Below are 21,148 nucleotides of genomic sequence, written 5' to 3'. Positions count from 1 at the left end.
TCACGACGACGCGATCACCGACTCCGCCCGTTCGATCAACGATGCCAGAGCGGTGTTCAGCCCCTCAGCACCGAGGGCGGGCAAGATACCCGGAACCAGTGCCGACAGTGTGACCGTCACCAGAGCCTGCGGCTTCATAGCCGAGCCCATCGTTGCCGACATCTGTGCCAGTTTGGCGTGCAGAGCAGCGAAATCGATCGTCGTCGATTCGTGTTCGAGTGCCACCGCATCGGGTGCGACGTTCGCTGCCCGGGCAACCAGTTCGGGTAGATCGTCCACCGTCTTGGGCTTGGTTCGCGGTGCGAACTCGGCCTTTTCCTCGTCGGAGAGGATGTCGATGGACCGCAGCACCACATCCGGATCCGAGACGACGGCGTTCAGAATCCGCAGCAGTCGATCGGCGAACGTCGCGATCGACGACTCGTCGAGGATCGCCGTCGCATAGGTGAACGTCGCGTCGATGTCACGCAAAGCGCCGGTGTCGTCGAATCTTTCGACTGCGGTCAGCTGCAGATCGAACTTGGCCTGGTCGTCGCCCGCGGGCAAGGCCTGCACCTGCAGACCCGGCAACTCGAACGTTCCGGTCACGTGGTTCTGGAAGGTCAGCATGGCCTGGAACAGCGGGGTGTAGGCACTCGACCGTGCCCGGCCCAGTGCGTCGACGAGCCGCTCGAAGGGGACGTCCGCGTGGCCGAACGCCGCCAGGTCCTTGTCCTTGGCCTGCTGCAGCAGCTCGACGAACGTGCCGCTCTGATCGAGTCGCGTTCGCAACACGAGCGTGTTGACGAACATGCCGACGAGCTCGTCGAGTTGCTGTTCACCGCGACCTGCAGTGGGAGTGCCGATGCTGATGTCGGAGGAGTTGCTCAGCCTCGAGAGCAGCACGGCGAAGGCACTGTGCACCACCATGAACGTCGTCGCCGAGTGTTCGCGCGCGATCTTCTCGATCGCCGATGCGATGTCGGTGCCGAACGAGAAGTCGTACGAGGCACCCTGCATCGTCGGGCGAGGCGGTCGCGGCCGATCCAGCGGGAGCGCCAACTGTTCCGGCGCTCCTGCCAACTCGGTCGTCCAGTACGCCAGTTGCTTCGCGAGCGGACTCTCGGGGTCGCTCTCGCTGCCGAGCACGTCACGCTGCCACAGCGCGAAGTCGGCGTACTGGACCGGTAGCGGCGTCCATGCCGGCATCTCCCCCGCAACCCGAGCGGTGTAGGCCACCATGACATCACGGATCAGCGGACCCATCGAGAAGCCGTCGGCGGCGATGTGGTGTGCCACTACAGCGAGTACGTGCTCGTTCTCGGCGACCTGCAGCAGCGCGGCCCGCACCGGAACCGACTTCGTGACGTCGAACCCGGCACCGAGGGTCTCGGTCAGGCGCGAGATCACAGCATCAGGTTCCACCCGCTCGGGCGTCAGGTCGACCCGCACGTCGGCGACGGAACCGATCTGCTGCACCGGCCCGTCGACCGAATCGGGGTATGCCGTGCGCAGAATCTCGTGGCGTCCGAGAACGTCGTCGAACGCCCCGCGCAGGGAGTCGATGTCGAGTGTGCCGGTCAGCCGGACCGCGACAGGAATGTTGTACGCCGAGGAACCGGGGTCGATCCGGTTGATCGTCCACATTCTTTCCTGAGCGATCGAGAGCGGAAGCAGATCGGGTCGCTCACGGACGGTCAGTTCTCGGCGCGCACCGCCACCGACGAGCGGGGCGATGTGAGCGGCCAGACCTGCAACGGTGGACGCCGCGAACACTGCTCGCACCGGAATCTGGGCGTCGAGCGCCTGGCCCAGCCTCGAGACCAATTGCGTTGCGACCAATGAGTTTCCACCGAGCGCGAAGAAGTCGTCGTCGAGTCCGGCGCGATCGAGACCGAGTAGTTCCGCCACGGTGGCCGCGACGATCTCCTCGATCGGAGTGACCGGGGCACGGAACTCGGCAACCTCGAACTGCGGTGCCGGAAGGGCCCGTCGATCCAATTTGCCGTTGGCGTTGAGCGGGAGGGCGTCGAGGACGACGAACGCCGCAGGAACCATGTACGACGGCACGGCGCGAGCGAGTTCGGCTTCGACACTCGCCACGTCGAGTACAGCTCCGGACTGTCCGACGACGTAGGCGACCAACTGGTCCCCCATCGATTCGCCGGAGTGCACCACGACGGCGGTGTCGGCCACCGTTGCCTGTGTGCGCAGGGCAGCCTCGATCTCACCGAGTTCGATGCGGAATCCGCGAATCTTGACCTGGAAGTCGGCACGCTCGATGTAGTCGAGGCGGGCCGCTGCCGGCGCACCGTCGACGAGCGGAACTCGCCAGCGTACGAGGTCGCCCGTGCGATACATCCGCGTTCCGTTCGCGTCGAACGGATTCGCCACGAACCGCTCGGCGGTGAGGTCTGCTCGCCCGAAGTATCCTCGCGCCAGTTGCGCACCGGCGAGATAGAGCTCTCCGGTGACTCCGGCAGGAACCGGATGGAGGCGAGAGTCCAGCACGAACACGGCGGTGTTGGCCTCGGGCACGCCGATCGGCACGGCCACGGTGTCGGCATCGGTGACCGGGTGCGAGGTCACCGACACCGCTGACTCGGTCGGGCCGTAGAGGTTGTGCAGCTCGGCGGAACCGTTGTGCCGTCGGAAATCCTGCGCCACCGCTGCGGGTAGTGCTTCACCGATGGCCAGGACGCGTCGCAGATCGGGTGACAGCTCGCCCGCGGCAACGGTGCCGAGCATCGACAACATCGACGGGACCAGATGCAACGTCGTCACCGCGTGCCGACGGACCAGCGTGAGCAGGTAGTCCGGATCGCGATGACCCTCGGGGTTCGCGACGACGAGCCGCCCACCCGAGGTCAGCTGCGACCAGAACTCCCACACCGACAGGTCGAATGTCGCTGCGGTCTTGAGCAGCGAAGCATCGGTCTCGTTCAGGCCGTACTCCGCGCGCAGCCAGTTCAACTGGTTGACGACGGCACCGTGCGAGACCGCCACGCCCTTGGGTCGCCCGGTGGAGCCGGACGTGAAGATGACGTAGGCCGTGTTCTCGGCGGAGAGCACACCGCGGCGCTCGGAGGTCCCCACCGGCGTGGACGACCGGCTCGTGAGATCGAGCTGTGTCAGATCGACGACCGTTGCTGCAGAAGAGATCTCCGGCCCGACGGCACCGGATGTCAGTACGCACAGCGGCGCAGCGGTCTCCAACACGAGCGCGTTGCGCTCGGCCGGCTGATCCGGATCGATCGGGACGTAGGCACCACCGGCCACGGATATGGCGTACATGCCGACGAGCAGATCCACCGATCGCCTGATGGCAAGTCCGACTGGAACTTCGGGTCCGACACCCAGGCCGATCAGGTGACGGGCCAGACGCGACACCCGCTCGGAGAACTCGCCGTACGTCAGCGTGCCGTCGTCGTGCACGAGGGCAACGGCGTCGGCGTGACGCGCTGCCGAGTCCGCGAACAGATCGGCGAGAGTGCTGCCCACTGCGGAATCGAACTCACGATCGGTGTCGTTCCACTCGTCGACGATGGCGGGCAGCTCACCGTCGAGGAACAGATCCAGGTCGCCGACCGGGGTCGACGGCGACGCCGCGACGGCGTCGAGAACGGCCTCGAACCGCGCGACGAGCGAGCGAGCAGTGCGCTCGTCGAACAGATCGGTCGCGTAGGTCAACAACGCATCGAAGCCACCGGACGCCTCGTCGTCGCGCGGGGCGTCGGAGACGATCAGGTGCAGGTCGAACTGCGACGTTCCGGTCTCGGTGTCCAGTGCCGAGATGTCCAGTCCGTCGAGCTCGAATTCTCGGCGCGCGAAGTTCTGGAACGAGAAGCCGACCTGGAACAGCGGGTGACGGGCCGTCGACCGGGTGGGGTTGACGACCTCGACGAGCCGCTCGAACGGTATGTCGGAATTGGCGAAGGCCTGCAGATCGGTTTCTCGAGCTGCGTCGAGAAGGTCCTCGAAACTCGCTCCGGCAGCCACGTCGAGCCGCAGCACCAGCGTGTTCACGAACATGCCGACGAGGTTTTCGATCTCCGCTTCGCCACGACCCGCGATGGGGGTTCCGACGACGATGTCCGGCGATCCCGACATGCGCGAGAGCAGCACGGCGAACGCCGCGTGCACCGCCATGAACACCGTCGCGTTGTGCGCGCGTGCCAGTTCGGTCAGTCGAGCGTGCGCGGCTGCGTCGATCCGGAAATCGACGCGGCTGCCCCGGAAGGTCTGCTCGGCGGGACGCGGACGATCGAGCGGTAGTTCGATCTGCTCGGGCAACTCGGCCAGAGCATTCTCCCAGTACCGAATCTGCTGCGCAGCAATCGATTCCGAGTCCTCCTCGGACCCGAGAACCTGTCGCTGCCACAGCGCGTAGTCGGCGTACTGCACCGGCAGCGGTGCCCACGCCGGATCGGAACCGCGGGTGCGCGCGGCATATGCGGTCATGACGTCGGTGGACAACGGCATCACCGAAAGACCGTCGGCACTGATGTGGTGGATGACCATGCCGAGTACGAATTCGGTGTCCGAGACGCGGAAGAGCGCGGTCTTCAGCGGCACCCGGGTCGTGACGTCGAACGTCGCCGACAGCAGCTCCAGAACTCGAGCGGTCACCGACTCCGCGTCGGTGTCGATCACCTCGAGGGTGGTGGGAACCTCCGACATCGGCACTATCACCTGATGTGGGCCCTCGGGTGAATCCGGGTACACCGATCGCAGAGTCTCGTGACGCTCGATCACGTCGGAGACCGCACGTTGCAACGCGTCGACATCGAGACGTCCGCTGAGCCGAAGTGCGAACGGGATGTTGTACGCCGTGGACTGGGAATCGAAGCGGTTGAGGAACCACATCCGCTGCTGCGCGAGCGAGAGCGGCACTCGGCTCGGTCGCGTCGATGCCACCAGCGCCGGACGCGCGCCTGCGCCCGAACCCTGCTCGACCCGCGCAGCCAGAGCCGCGACCGTCGGTGCCTCGAACAGAGCGCGCACGGGAACAGTCGTGTCCGCTGCGGCACCCAGCCTGGACACCACCTGTGTTGCCACCAGCGAATTGCCGCCGAGTTCGAAGAAGTCGTCGTCGAGACCGACACGTTCGACGCCGAGAACATCGGCGAAGACGTCGGCGACCATTTCCTCCACCGGAGTGGTCGGTGACCGGAACTCACGAGTGCGCGCAGCCGGCTCGGGCAGGACTCGTCGATCCAGCTTTCCGTTGGCGGTCAACGGAATCGCGTCGAGCACCACGAAGGCCGAGGGCACCATGTACTCGGGAAGGTTCTCCCCGATCGCGGCCCTGACGACGTCGATGTCGATGGTCGACTCGGCCGCGGGCACGACGTAAGCAACCAGGCGTGCGGCACCGGGAGTGTCCTCGCGCACGATCACCGCGGCCTGCCCGACGGCAGGAGCGGACGCAACGGCGGATTCGACCTCGCCCAGCTCGATTCGGAAACCGCGGATCTTGACCTGGTCGTCGGCGCGACCGACGAACTCGAGTTCGCCGTCGGTCGACCACCGAGCGACATCGCCGGTGCGGTACAGCACGGATCCGTCACCTGCGAAGGGATCGGCGACGAATCTCGTCGCGCTCAATCCGGCTCGGCCGAGATACCCGCGCGCGACCTGACCACCGGAGACGTACATCTCCCCCGGCACGCCTGCGGGTACCAACGACAACCGCGAATCCAGTACGTACACCGACAGCCCGGAGATGGCGCGTCCCACCAGGGATCCCGATGCCTGCGCCGCGGACCGCGCGTCCACGACACGGTGCGAGACGTGGACCGTGGTTTCGGTGATGCCGTACATGTTGACCAGTTGCGGGGAATCGTCGCCGTGACGATCGAACCAACCGGCCAGTCGTCGCAGTTCCAGCGCCTCGCCACCGAACACGATGTACCGCAACGAATAGGCATCTGCCGAGCCTGCGGTGCGATCGACCTGATCGAGCTGGTAGAACGCGGACGGAGTTTGGTTGAGAACGGTGACTCGCTCACGAATGAGCAACTCCCGCAATGCTTCCGGCGACCTGGAGGTGAAGTAGTCGACCACGACGACGCTACCGCCGGTGGTCAGCGGGCCCCACAGTTCCCACACCGAGAAGTCGAACGCGAACGAGTGGAACAGCGTCCACACGTCGCCTCGACCGAAACCGAAGTGCCGCGCGGTGTTCGCCAACAGCCGTACGACGTTGCGATGCGGAATCAGCACGCCCTTGGGCTTGCCCGTCGAGCCCGAGGTGTAGATGACGTACGCCGTCGCAGCCGCGGTCGCCGGAATCGGATCGGTCGCCGGCAGGTCGCTCTCGGCCGAGGCGGTGTCGATGTCGATCCTGGGAAGCGCTGCGGGGAGCGCCACCTCCACACCCGTCCACGTCAGGACGGCCACCGGACGAGAATCGGTGAGGACGAATTCGATGCGGTCCGCCGGGTAGGACGGATCGATCGGTACGTAGGCACCCCCGGCTTTGAGCACCGCGAGCAGTGCCACGACGAGATCGGCGGTGCGCGGCAGCACGACGGCCACCAGCGACTCCGGCCCGACCCCCTGGGCGGCGAGAATTCTCGCCAGTGCCGTCGAGGACTCGTCGATCTGTCGGTAGCTCGTGGAGGCACCCTCGAACACCACTGCGGAAGCGTCGGGGTCCTCGGCCACCCGAGCGGCGAAGAGATCGACGATCGTGTCGAGCGAATCGGCGACGGCAGGCGCGTCCTGGGCGAGTGCGAGAACACGGCCGCGTTCGGCTTCGTCCATCACCGGGACGTCGCCGATTCGCTGACCCGGGTCGAGTGCCACGGACTCGAGGACGCGGATCAGACGTTCGCCGATTGCACGCGCCGTGCTGTCGTCGTACAGGTCGCGGGCGAAGGTGACGTCGATGGTCATGCCGCCGTCGACGTGGTTCTCGGTGAACGTGAACTGAACGTCGAACTTGGCCGTCTCGACCTCGAGGTCGACTGCGCGCACGCTCAGGCCCGGGAGTTCGAGCTCGGTCTGCTCCATGTTCTGCACGGTGAGCATCACCTGGACGAGCGGGTGACGAGCCGCCGACCGCGGTGGGTCGAGTACCTCGACGAGCCGCTCGAACGGCACCTCGGCGTGGGCGAACGCCGACAGGTCGGTCTCGCGTGCCCGCGCCAGAAGCTCGGTGAATGCGCCGCCGTGATCGATATCGGTGCGCAGCACCAGCGTGTTGACGAACATTCCGATGACGTCGTCGAGTGCGGCCTCGCCGCGCCCTGCGACCGGTGTACCGATCGCGATGTCGGTCTCTCCGGACAGTCTTGCCAGCAACACGGCGAGCGAGGAGTGCAACACCATGAACAGCGAGCTCTGGTTGGCGCGGGCCACGTCGCCGAGGCGTCCGTGCGTGTCTGCATCGAGGGCGAGGGTGATGTTGCCGCCGCGGTACGACGACCGATCCGGGCGGACTCGATCGCCGGGGAAGGTGACCTCGTCCGGCAGCGAAGCGAGTGCCCGAGTCCAGTGCCGAATCTGGTTCGAGACCGGTGACGTCGGATCGTCCTCGGAGCCGAGAACGGCCTGCTGCCAGAGCGTGTAGTCGACGTAGCGGACGGCGAGCGGAGCCCAACCGGGCTCGGTGCCCGCGCTGCGCGCCGCGTACGCGACCATCAGATCCCGAGTCATGGGTCCGATCGAGAATCCGTCTGCGGCAATGTGATGGGTGACGAACGCCAGAACGTGACGGTCCGACTCCAGCTCGAACAACGCGGCACGCAACGGCGGCGCAGTGGTGACGTCGAACCCGCCCATGGCCAGCGCCGCCAACGCCGACGGCAGTTCGGCCGTGATGGTCGCCGTGGGCACCAGATCCGGAACCACCTGCTGAGCCGGAACGATCACCTGAGAAGCGACACCGTCGACCTCCGGGTAGACCGTTCGCAGCGACTCGTGCCGCTCGACGACGTCGGCCACGGCCGCCCGCAGGGCGGGGATGTCGAGATCGCCGCCGAGATCGATGGCGACGGGGAGGTTCTCCGTCGCGGACTCGGGGTCGAACCGGTTGAGGAACCACATGCGGCGCTGCGCGAGCGAGAGCGGTACCAGATCCGGCAGATCGGTGCGCACCAAAGGAATTCGACGGCCCGAACCCGAGAGCTCGTCGAGCCTGGCCGCCAGGGCGGACACGGTGGAGGCCTCGAAGATGGTCCGGACGGTCACCGTGGTGTCGAGTGCCGCGCCGATTCTCGACGCCACTCTCGTGGCGACGAGGGAGTTGCCGCCGAGGGCGAAGAACTCGTCGTCCGCACCGACCACATCGATACCAAGGACATCGCGGAACACTTCTGCCACAACGGTTTCCGACGTCGTGGTCGGCGCACGGAAAGCACGCTGCTCGATGTTCGGCTCCGGCAGCGCACGACGATCGAGCTTGCCGTTGGGCGTCAGCGGCAGTGCGTCGAGCACGACGGTCGCGGCCGGGACCATGTAGCTCGCGAGCGAGCGCGACGCGAACTCCGTCAGTTCGGCAACGTCGACGGTTCCGCCGACAGCGGGTACGACGTAGGCGACCAGCTGATCGCCCGCGGCAGCTGTTTGCCGAACCAGAACGACGGCCGATTCCACGGACCGATGCTTGCGCAGCACGGTCTCGATCTCGCCGAGTTCGATCCGCAGTCCGCGGAGCTTGACCTGGAAGTCGGTGCGGCCCAGGTATTCCAACCGTCCCGAACCGGAGGGCACCGCACGCCAGCGCACCAGGTCACCGGTGCGGTACATGCGCGTGCCCGGTTCTCCGAACGGGTCGGGAAGGAATCGATCGGCCGTCAGGTCCGTTCGTCCGAGGTATCCGCGGGCCAGTTGAACTCCGGCGAGGTACAACTCGCCCGCCACCCCGGGAGCGACCGGAGACAGTCGCGCGTCGAGGACGTACGTTCTGGTGTTCCACACGGGGACACCGATCGGCACGAGGTCGACGTCCGCCTCCGACACTGCGTGATAGGTGACGTCGACGGCAGCCTCGGTGGGACCGTAGAGGTTGTGCAGCGCCACGCCCGGCAGCACCCGTCGGAGCCGATCGCCGACCTCGGCGGGTAGCGCCTCTCCGGAGGCGAACAGAGTCCGCAGAGTGGCGGCCGCAGTCGACGGCGCTGCTGCCACGACGGAAACGAAGACCTCGAGCAGCGAGGGTACGAAGTGTGCCGTCGTGACCGACTGCGCCTCGATCGTCTCGAGCAGATACTGCGGATCACGATGACCGTCGGGTTTCGCGATGACCAACGTGGCACCGATCTGCAACGGCCAGAACAGCTCCCATACCGACACGTCGAACGTGACGGGGGTTTTCTGCAGCACGACGTCGTCGGTGGTGAGCTCGTATTCCGACTGCATCCACAGCAGGCGGTTCACGATCGCCTCGTGGGTGACGGCCACGCCCTTGGGCTGCCCGGTCGAACCCGACGTGAAGATGACGTAGGCGGTGTTCGACGGTGCCAGCGCACCGATTCGGTCCGCGTCGGTGATCGGCGTGTCGGAGAAGCCGGACAAGTCGAGGGTGTCGATGTCGAGGACCTCGACGCCGTCGGCCTCCACCGTGTCTCGTGACGTGGTCAGCACGCAGACCGGTGCCGCGGTTCCGAGAATGTGTGCGATCCGCTCGGCCGGCTGATCGGGATCGATCGGTACGTACGCGCCACCGGCGGCGATGATCGCGTGGATTCCGACGAGCAGTTCCACCGAGCGACGGGCAGCGATGCCCACTGCGCTCTCGGGTCCGACACCACGGTCGATCAGGAAGCGCGCCAGCCGAGCGACCCGTTCCTGGAATTCTCCGTAGGTGAGCGTGTCGTCTCCGAAAACCAGTGCGGTGGAGGATGAGTCGACCTGTCCGGCGAGGGAGGCCAACGTCTGTGCTCGGTCGACCTCGTGCTCGGTGTCGTTCCAGTCGACCAGCACACGCCTGCGTTCGACGGGCTCGAGCAGTTCGATGTCGCCGACCACGGTCGAGAGGTTGTCGGCGACGGCTTCGAGAACTGTGATCAGGCGATCGCCCAGCGTGACGACCGTGGCTTCGTCGAACAGATCGGTGGCGTAGGTGACGTCGACGGTCATGCCCTGCGGAGCGCCGCTGGGTCCGATCGACTCGACGAAGGTGAACTGCAGATCGAACAGTGCGACCAGCGTCTCGAAATCGACACCGGAGACCGACAGTCCCGGCAGTTCGAGATCCTTCTGTCCCAGGTTCTGGAACGCGAGCACCACCTGCACGAGGGGATGACGAGCCGTGGATCGGGCGGGGTTGAGGATTTCGACCAGTCGCTCGAACGGTACGTCCACGTGGGCCAGAGCCGACAGGTCGGTCTCGCGGGTGTCGGCGAGTACCTGGTCGAATCGACGCGCTGTGTCGATCTCGGTGCGCAACACCAGCGTGTTGACGAACATGCCGATCAAGTCGTCCAGGGCAGCTTCACCGCGTCCGGCGACCGGGGTGCCGATCGCGATGTCGGCTTCGCCGGACAACCGCGACAGCAGTACGGCCAAGGAGGTGTGCACAACCATGAACAGCGAGGCGTTCTCTGCTCTGGCGGCATCGATCAGTGCGCGGTGCAGATCCTCGTCGATGGAGAAGCGCACGAGCGCACCACTGTTCGACGCCACGACGGGCCTCGGGCGGTCGGACGGCACGTCGAGCTGGTCCGGCAGACCGGCCAGAGCTGTTGTCCAGTAGTCGATCTGCTGCGAGACGACAGACTGCGGGTCGTCCTCGGAACCGAGTACCTGGCGCTGCCAGAGGCTGTAATCGGCGTAGTCGATCGGCAGCGGAGACCAGAAGGGCTCCTGGTTCAGCGAGCGAGCCGCGTACGCGTTCATCACGTCTCGGGTCAGCGGGCCCAGCGAGAACCCGTCGGCCGCGATGTGATGGACGACGAACACCAACAGGTGCTCGGTGGGGCTGACCTCGAAGAGTCTGGTTCGGAAGGGCAGGTCCTTCGACAGGTCGAATCCGGTGGTCGCCAGTTCTCGCAACGCATCCGCGACCTCGTGTGCGGCGATGTCGATGGGCGTCAGATCCGGCGTGGCCGAGGCTGCGTCGACGATGACCTGGTGTGCGGTTCCGTCGGTCTCCGGGAACACCGTGCGCAGGGATTCCTGCCGAGCCACGACGTCCGCGACCGCAATCTGCATTGCGCGGCGGTCCAGCAGACCGGACAGTCGCACGGCGATCGGAATGTTGTTGGCTGCGGATTCGACGTCGAACTTGTTGAGGAACCACATTCGCTGCTGCGCGAGCGACAACGGAATGTGTTGCGGCCGTTGCAGAGGCACCAACGGCGGGCGGCTTCCCGTGGCGACCAGTGTGCCCAACCGCGCGGCCAGATCGGCCACCGTGGAGGTGTCGAACAGCTCTCGCACCGCGATTCTGGTGTCCATGGCCACGCCCAGTCGCGAGACCAGTTGCGTTGCGATGAGGGAGTTTCCGCCGAGCTCGAAGAAGTCGTCGTCGAGACCGACACGCTCGACTCCGAGGACCTGGGCGAAGACCTCGGCAACGGTGCGTTCGATGTCGTTGGTCGGTTCCCGGTACTCGGTCACCTCGAAAGCGGGATCGGGCAGCGCCTTACGGTCGAGCTTTCCACTCGCGCCGAGCGGAAACTCCTCGAGCACGATCAGCGTCGACGGCACCATGTACTCCGCGAGCCGAGACCGCAGCGCGCCGAGGACGGCACCGGTCTCCACCGAGGCACCGGCCGGTACGACGTACCCGACGAGTTGCTCGTGGCGGACCACGACGACCGCCTGGGAGATCGAGCGTTGTGCCAGCAATGCCGATTCGATCTCGCCGAGTTCGATGCGCAGGCCGCGCAGCTTCACCTGGAAGTCCGACCGTCCCACGTATTCCAGCTCGCCGTTGCGGTTCCACCGCACGACGTCGCCGGTGCGATAGAGGCGCCGCCCGCCGGTAGCGAACGGATGTGCCACGAAGCGGTCCGCGGTCAGGTCCGAGCGTCCCACATAGCCACGTGCCAGCTGAGTACCCGCGAGATAGAGCTCACCTGCGACACCGACGGGAGTGGGATTCAGTCGCGAATCGAGCACGTAGACAGAGGTGTTCCACACCGGTGCTCCGATGGGCATCACCTCCGAATCCTCGTCCGTGACAGCGTGATAGGTCACGTCGACGGCAGCCTCGGTTGGGCCGTACAGGTTGTGCAACTCCACTCCAGCGATTGCCCGCCGTAGCGCGCGGGCCGTGGTCGGAGCCAATGCCTCACCGGATGCGAACACCAACCGCAGCGAGGCACCCGACGCTCGGCGTCGCTCCACCTCGGGTACGAACACCGACATCATCGACGGCACGAAGTGCACCACCGAAACATGCTCGCGAGCAATGACATCGAGCAGATACAACGCATCCCGATGACCGTCCGGAACAGCGATGGCCACCGACGCCCCGTTCTGCAGCGCCCAGAAGAACTCCCACACGGACACATCGAACGTCGACGGAGTCTTCTGCAACACCACGTCCTCGGCGGTCAACCCGTACTCGTGCTGCATCCACAGCAACCGATTCACGATCGCCTCGTGCGAGACACCCACGCCCTTGGGACGTCCCGTCGAACCCGATGTGAAGATCACGTACGCGAGATTCGACGCCCGCAACGGTGCCGTGCGCTCGGCGTCGGTCAACGGTGCCGCAGACAGACCCGACACATCGACGGTGTCGATGTCGATCGTCTCGACCCCCGCGAACTCCACGTGATCACGCGTCGTCGACAACACCCGAACCGGAGCCGCCGTGGCAACGATGTACTCGTTCCGATCCGCCGGTTGCGACGGATCGATCGGCACGTATCCCGCACCGGCCTTCACGATCGCGTACATACCCACGAACAGGTCCAGACTCCGCCCGATCGCGAGCCCCACCAGCGAATCAGGCCCAACCCCGGCCGACACCAGAAGTCGCGCAAGACGATTCGCACGCCCCGCGAACTCCGCATACGTCAACCGCTCACCCTCGAACACCAATGCTCTGGCATCCGGAGTCTCGGCCACCTGACGATCGAACAGGTCGACCAGCGTCACCCGGTCCGGTACCTCGTGTTCGGTGCGGTTCCACGCTGTCACGACTCGCTCGCGCTCGCCGTCGTCGAGAAGGTCGATGTCTCCCACCGACAGCGAGGGATCTGCCACCACGGCACTGAGTATCCGCACGAAACGTTCGGAGAACCCTCTCACCGTCGCGGCGTCGAACAGGTCGGTCGCGTAGGTCAACTCGGCGGCCATGCCCTGTCCGCGACCGTCCACTCCGATGGACTCGGTGACGGTCAGCTGCAGGTCGAACTTCGCCACCTCGGCATCGAGGGCGACGCTGTCCACCGACAGACCCGGTAGGTCGACGTGCGTGCGGGTGAGGTTCTCGAACGAGAGCATCACCTGGAACAGGGGGTGCCGCGCCTGCGATCGGGACGGATTGAGCACCTCGACCAAACGCTCGAACGGCAGATCGGCGTGTCCGAACGCGCCGAGCGCCACTTCGCGGGCGCGCCCGATCTGCTCCGAGAACGTCCGACCCGACTCGATGTCGGTGCGCAACACGAGGGTATTGACGAACATGCCGACCACGTCGTCGAGGGCTGCGTCGCCTCGGCCTGCGACCGGAGTACCGATCGCGATGTCCTCGGTGCCGGACAGGCGTGCGAGCAGCACCGCCAGAGCCGCGTGGACGACCATGAACAGCGATGCGTTGTGCGTGTGGGCCAGCGAGGACAGGCCTCGATGGACCTCGGCCGGTACATCGAATCGGATCGACGATCCTTGGTAGGACTGACGATTCGGGCGCGGCCGATCGGTCGGCAGATCCAGCTGATCGGGCAGACCGGCAAGCATGTCGGCCCAGTAGTCGACCTGACCGGAGATCAGCGATTGCGGATCGTCCTCGGAGCCGAGAACCGAACGCTGCCACAGGCTGTAGTCGGCGTACTGCACCTCGAGCGGCATCCACGCCGGGTTCTCCCACGCGGTACGCGAGGCGTACGCGATCATGAGGTCGCGGGCCAGCGGACCCATCGACCAGCCATCGGCCGAGATGTGGTGCACCACCATGGCGATGACGTGCTCGCGAGGACCGATCTCGAAGAGGCGGGCCTGAATCGGAACGTTGACCGTCACGTCGAACGTCGTCGACGCCAGTGTGAAGACCTGCCGCTGAATATCGGCTGCGGACGTCGGAATGGGCATCAGGTTCGGCACCGTCTGAGCGGCGTCGAGGATGGACTGCTGCGGGCCGGCCGCGGCGTCCGGGTAGACCGTACGCAGCGATTCGTGCCGGTCGATCACGTCCATGATCGCAACCTGCAGCGCGGCGACGTCGAGTTCACCGGTCAGTCTCAGTGCGAACGGAATGTTGTATGCGGTGGAGTCGGCATCGAATCGATTGAGGAACCACATTCGCTGCTGCGCGAGCGAGAGCGGAATTCGCTCGGGCCGCACGGTCGCGACGAGTGCGGTGCGGCCGCCCTCCCCTGCGGCCTGCTCAACCCGTACTGCGAGCAGCGCCACGGTCGACGCCTCGAACAGCATGCGCACCGGCACGGTGGCATCGAGAGCGACTCCCAGGCGCGAGACCACCTGTGTGGCGATCAGCGAGTTACCGCCGAGCTCGAAGAAATCGTCGTCGAGACCCACGCGCTCCACCCCGAGAACGTCCGCGAAGACGTCGGCAACGATCTCCTCGATCGGTGTCGTCGGGGCACGGAACTCGCGCACCTCGAACACCGGAGCCGGCAGTGCCCGGCGATCGAGCTTGCCGTTGACGGTCAGGGGGATGGCGTCGAGCACGACGAACGCCGACGGCACCATGTACTCCGGAAGTACCTCGGCGATACCGGTTCTGATGTCTTCGATGTCGACGATCGGCCGACCCTCGACCGCAGCGGACACCACGTAGGCGACCAGTCGAGCGGCACCGGGCGAGTCCTCGCGAACGACCACGGCGGCCTGGGTGACGGTCGGCTGCGCGGTCACCGCCGCCTCCACCTCGCCCAGCTCGATGCGGAAACCACGGACCTTGACCTGATCGTCGGAACGACCGAGGTATTCGAGTTCTCCTGCGGCGTTCCACTGTGCGAGGTCACCGGTTCGGTACAGCAGCGATCCGTCGTCGGCTCCCGACGAGAAGGGGTTCGCCACGAAGCGAACCGACGTCAGCTCCCGGCGACCGAGATAACCGCGGGCGAGTTGTCCACCGGCAACGTACATTTCGCCGGGCACCCCGACCGGAACCGGATGCAGGCGGGTGTCCAACACGAACACCCGCAGCCCGGCGATGGGCTTGCCGACCACCGAAGCGCTGGTCTCGACGGACGCGGCATCGAGCGCACGATAGGACACGTGCACGGTCGTCTCGGTGATGCCGTACATGTTGACGAGCTGGGGCGAACGGTGCCCGTGCCGCTCGAACCACCCGGTCAGACGCCGTTGTTCGAGGGCTTCACCGCCGAAGATCACGTAGCGCAGTGACAGTTCGCCATGATCGGTTGCCGTCGTGCGATCGGCCTCGGACAGCTGATAGAACGCCGACGGCGTCTGGTTGAGCACCGTGACCTGCTCGTCGACGAGCAAGCGGTGGAATGCCTCCGGCGACCGCGAGGTGAAGTAGTCGACGACGACCAACGTGCCGCCGTACAGCAACGGGCCCCACAGCTCCCACACCGAGAAATCGAAGGCGTAGGAGTGGAACATCGTCCACACGTCGTCGGCACCGAAGCCGTAGACCGAATCGGTGTTGTCGAGCAGCCGAACGACGTTGCGGTGCGGAATCATCACGCCCTTGGGGCGGCCTGTCGAACCCGAGGTGTAGATGACGTAGGCGACGTTGTCGGGTCGCAGCGGACTCGTCCGGTCCTCGTCGGTGAGACGATCGCCGGACACCGACGACAGATCGACGGTGTCGATGTCGAGCAATGCTGCGCCGGTACGAGATTCGACGTCGGACGGCAGTTCCACTCGGTTCGAGCCGGACAACAGTACGGTTGTGGGCCGAGCGTCGTCGAGCATGTACTCGACTCGGTCGAGTGGGTAGCTCGGATCGACGGGGAGGTATCCACCGCCGGCTTTGATCACCGCGACGAGCGCGACGACGAGTTCCGCAGACCGCGGAAGGGCGACGGCGACCAGGCTTTCGGGGCCGACGCCGTGGGAGATGAGAACGCGGGCAAGACGGTTGGAGTGCGCGTCGAACTCGGCGTATGTCATCGACGAGTCACCGAAGCGCACCGCGACGCCGTCCGGGTGACGTGCGACAGCGGCGTCGAGCAGATCCACCAGGGTCAGCTCCCGAGAGACGTCGTCTCCCGATGCGTTCCACTGCGACACCACGGACCGGTGCTCCGCGGCATCGACGATCGCGACGTCGCCGACCGGCACCGTCGAGTCCGTGGTGACCGCGTCCAGAATCGCCAGGAAGCGACGAGCGAAACTCTCGACGAGATCGGCGTCGAACAGATCTGTGGCGTACTCGAACACCGCGTCGATACCCGCGGGTGCCCCGTCGTCGAGATGCTCGGTCAGCCACAGCTGTACGTCGAATTTGGCGATGGGAACGTCGAATTCGGCGGCTGTAGCGCGCAGGCCACCGACGGTGAGTTCACGAGACATCGCCGATTCCAGCGAGATCGCGACCTGGAACAGCGGGTGCCGGGACGTCGAACGCACCGGGTTCAGCACCTCGACGAGGCGCTCGAACGGCACGTCTGCATGCGCGAACGCGGACAGGTCCGTGTCACGAACGCGCGAGAGGAGTTCCTCGAACGTCAACGCCGGATCGACCTCGGTGCGCAGTACGAGTGTGTTGACGAACATGCCGACCAGGTCGTCGAGTGCTGGTTCTCCTCGACCGGCCACGGGCGCACCGATGGCGATGTCGGTGGTGCCACTGAGCCGGGCGAGCAGGAGCGCGTACGCGGACTGCATGACCATGAACAGCGAGGCGTTGTTCGCCCGGGCCAGGCTCGCCAGCGAGGCGTGCAGATGCGCAGGCACGTCCACCCGAAGCTTGCTGCCCGCGTTCGAGGACACTGCGGGACGAGGCCTGCTCGACGGCAGTGCCAACTGATCGGGAAGATCTTCGAGAGTCGCGCTCCAGTACGCGATTTCGCGCGAAGCCAAGGACAGCGGATCGGTCTCGGGACCGAGCACCGCTCGTTGCCACAGCGCGTAGTCGGCGTACTGGACCTCGAGAGGCGTCCACTCGGGTGCGCGCCCCTTGACCCGGCTCGAGTAGGCCACCAGCACATCCCGCGCCAGCGGACCGAACGACGCCCCGTCGGCGGCGATGTGGTGCAGCACCATCGCGAGTTCGTGCTCGGTCGGTGAGATCTCGAAGAGTGCGATGCGGAACGGTGTATCGACCGTGACGTCGAATCCCTTGGCGACCAGCTCGTGCAGGCGACCGCCCAGTTCGTCGCGTTCGATGCGGACCGGCAGAATCGTCGCCGGGGTCCGCGCCGCCGTGAGCACAACCTGTTCCGGTGAGCCGTCCACCTCGGGGTAGACGGTGCGCAGGGTCTCGTGTCGGTCGACGACGTCGGCGAATGCGGCCGACAGGGCGACCACGTCGAGCGGACCGGTCAGACGGACGGAGAACGGCAGGTTGTACACCGCGGTGGTGGGGTCGAAGCGGTTGAGGAACCACATACGCTGTTGCGCAGGAGAGAGTGGAATACGTTCGGGCCGTTCCCGCGACTCCAGCACCGGGGTGTCCGCCCCGAGCCGAGCCGCCGATTCGGCCCTGGCCGCCAGCGCGCCGACCGTGGGAGCTTCGAACAGCTCACGGACGCCGAGGCGAACTCCGAGAGCGCTGCCGACTCGCGTCACCAACTGCGTGGCGATCAGAGAGTTGCCACCGAGCTCGAAGAAGTCCTCGTCCAGACCGACCTTGGAGGCACCGAGCAGATCCTCGTAGATACCGGCGACAACGTACTCCGCCCGGCTCTGCGGGGCCCGATACTTCTTCGCGCTGCTGAACACCGGTTCCGGCAACGCTTTTCGGTCGAGCTTGCCACTGGTGTTCAGTGGCAGGGCGTCGAGGACGACGACCGCTGCAGGCACCATGTACGACGGTAGGGCGTGGCCGGCGAACTCGATCGCCGCGGCGGATTCGATGGATCGTCCCGGAGCCGCGACGACATACGCCACCAACTGATCACCGGTGACCGTCTGGACCACCAATACCACTGCCTGCGATATCGATTCGTTGGCGAGCAGAACCGTTTCGATCTCGCCGAGCTCGATGCGTTGTCCGCGGAACTTGACCTGGAAGTCCGTCCGGCCGATGTAGTCCAACACTCCGTCGCCACGCCAGCGCACGAGGTCACCGGTGCGGTACATCCGCTCGCCGCCGGTGCCGAAGGGGTTGGCGACGAAGCGATCCGAGCTCAGATCCGGTCGGCCCACGTAGCCGCGCGCCAGCTGAACTCCCGCGAGGTACAGCTCGCCCGATTCGCCGATCGGGGTCGGTCGTAGCCGACCGTCGAGAACGAAGGCCTTGGTGTTCCACTCGGGCACACCGATCGGAACGGTGCGAGTGTCCTGCGGTCCGCTGGGGTGATAGGTGACCGAGACTGCGGCCTCGGTGGGGCCGTAGAGATTGTGCAGCCCCGCCGAGCACAGTGCGCGGAACGACGCTGCGGTCTCGACCGGCAATGCCTCGCCGATGACGAACACGTGGCGCAACGAACTGCAGGTACCCGTCGGCGCATTGGCCACGAACACCGTCAGCATCGACGGCACGAAATCGGTGATGGTGACCCGATGTTCGGCGATCTTGTTGGCCACGTAGACCGAATCTCGATGCCCGTCGGGAGTGGCGAGCACCATTGTCGCGCCGACCCGCAGAGGCAGGAAGAATCCCCAGAGCGAGACGTCGAAGGTGGTGGCCGTCTTCTGCAGATAGACGTCGGATGCATCCATCGGATACTCCGAGAGCATCCACTCCATCTGATTGTCGATCGCCGCGTGTTCGACCGCGACGCCCTTCGGCCGTCCGGTCGAACCGGAGGTGTAGATCACGTACGCGGTACTCGAGAGTCGCAGTGGCGCAGTACGTTCGGCATCCCGAACGGGTGCCGTGGACCGCGACGCGCAGTCGACGAGGTCGACCGCAACCGTCTCGGTTCCCTCGGGCAGTTCGACGTCGTCGTGCGAGGAAATCAGCACGCATCGCGGCTGTGCCGAGTCGAGAATGTACGCGGTGCGATCGGCAGGGTGGTCGGGGTCGATCGGCACCCAGGCACCGCCCGCCGCCACGATCGCGTACATGCCGACGACGAGGTCGAACGAACGGCGGATCGAGAGTCCGACGAGAGTCTCGGGGCCGACACCCATATCGATCAGGTGACGAGCCAGGCCGTTCACTCGCGCGGAGAGTGCACCGTAGGTGACCGACTCGCCCTCGTACACCAGGGCCGTCGCGTCGGGGTGTGCGGCCGCAGCCGCTTCGAAGGCGGACAGCAGCGTGCGTGGCTCGGTCTCGTGCTCGGTGGCATTCCACTCGGCCACGACGAGTTCGCGTTCGCCACCGTCGGTCAGTGCCAGATCCCACACCGCGCTCTTGGCTCCCGCCGCCACGAACCGGGCGAAGAATTCGACGAACCTCTCGTGGTTCCGCCCGGACTGCTCGGGTCCGTACAGATTGGGGTTGGACTCGAAGTCGATGTGGGTGGTCGACCCGGCAACGCTGGTGTAGAGGTTGAGCCCGAAATCCTCGATGAGGCCGGTCGAGAGAATGTTGATGCCGCCGACCATCGAACCGAGGCGCACCTCGCCGAAGAACAGCATGATGTTGACCCACGGACCGAAGAACGAGGCCTGACCGCTGGCCGCTCCGGAATCGCGCCGAATGTCCTCGTGCCGGTATCGCTGGTGCCGCAGGGCCCCGGAGACCTCGGCGTTGACGCGCGCGAGCAGCGTCTCGACGGTGGTGTCACCCGACACGTCGAGTCGGAGGGGAACGACGTTGGAGACCATGCCGCCGGAACGGCGCAACACCGCGGTGGTGCGCGCGGTGACCGGGAGCGAGAGCACGACGTCCTCGCGTCCGGTCATCTGCGCGAGGTAGGCGGCGAAGCCGGCGATGACGATGGTTGCCATCGTCGTGTCGGTCTCGCTTCGCAGGGCTTCGAGTCCGTCCATCGTCTCGGCGGACAGGGCTGTGCTGTCGATCTGACTCGTCGCCGCCGGTGCAGCCGTGTGACCGGCGAGGGTGGTGACTCCGTCGATACCGTCGATCCGCGACGCCCAGTACTCGCGGTCGGCCTCGAAACGGCTCGAGTCGCGGTAGGCCACGTCGATGTCGTAGACCTTCGTCAGGTCCGACGCCAGGTTCTTGCTCGGTTCGGTGCCCTCCACCGCCGCGGTGTAGAGCTCCGCCGCACGGTTCATGAACGTGACGGCACCGAATCCGTCGAGCACGACGTGATGCACGCGCTCGTACCAGAACCAGACGTCGTCCTCTAGGCGCAGCACGGTCGCGGCGATCAGTCGGTCGCGCAGAATGTCGATCGGCGCGCTGTAGTCGCCGTGCATCCACGCCAGGGCCGCTGCACGAGGATCGGCCTCGCCGCGTAGGTCCAGGTAGTTCAGGGAGTCGTCGAGGGTGGGATCGACGATCTGCCGGGGCTCGGCGTCGATCTCGACGATGCGCACGAATCCGGACTGCAGTTCGAGTGCCGCCTGTGAGGATGATCGACGAAGCAACTCCACGTCGAGCTCGCCGTGCAGCTCGATGTACTGGGCGATGTTCGCGGGTACCGAGGGGTCCACATGCTGCGCGAACCACATTCCCAATTGGGCCGGTGACAGGGGGAACGACGAATGCTCAGGACTGCCGACTCCGTCGTCGTGTCCAGCACCTTCCACACCTAGCGGGTCCAATCGATTCCTCTCTTTCCCACAATCACACGCGCCCCCACCGGCTGCCGAACGGGCAGCGATCGGCGGGCACCGAACACGTCGAGCAAGTTGCTTACTTCGTTCTCTATTTTCTCACCGGGAGCAACTCGAAGTTACCTTTCAGTACATATCCGTACGTATGTACCGGACCGTTACAAGTCGATACCCGATCCGAGCCGACCCGACACACTCCGACTCGATTCGGCACCCGGTCAATCTACAGTGCCGAACGTGCGGCGAGCGT

1 protein-coding gene is annotated in these 21,148 nt (G+C 65.9%); it reads right to left on the bottom strand.

Going from position 1 to position 21,148, the window contains the following annotated elements:
- Positions 1 to 20,886, bottom strand: a complete 20,886-nt coding sequence (locus CH271_RS11620; protein ID WP_256986374.1) for a non-ribosomal peptide synthase/polyketide synthase — start codon at positions 20,884 to 20,886, stop codon at positions 1 to 3.
- Positions 20,887 to 21,148: the final 262 nt, after the last annotated feature.

This window comes from Rhodococcus sp. 05-340-2, from assembly GCF_002258915.1.
Lineage (GTDB): Bacteria > Actinomycetota > Actinomycetes > Mycobacteriales > Mycobacteriaceae > Rhodococcoides.
The sequence above is the reverse complement of the archived record's forward strand: the minus strand, read 5'-3'. Positions and strand labels throughout refer to the sequence as shown.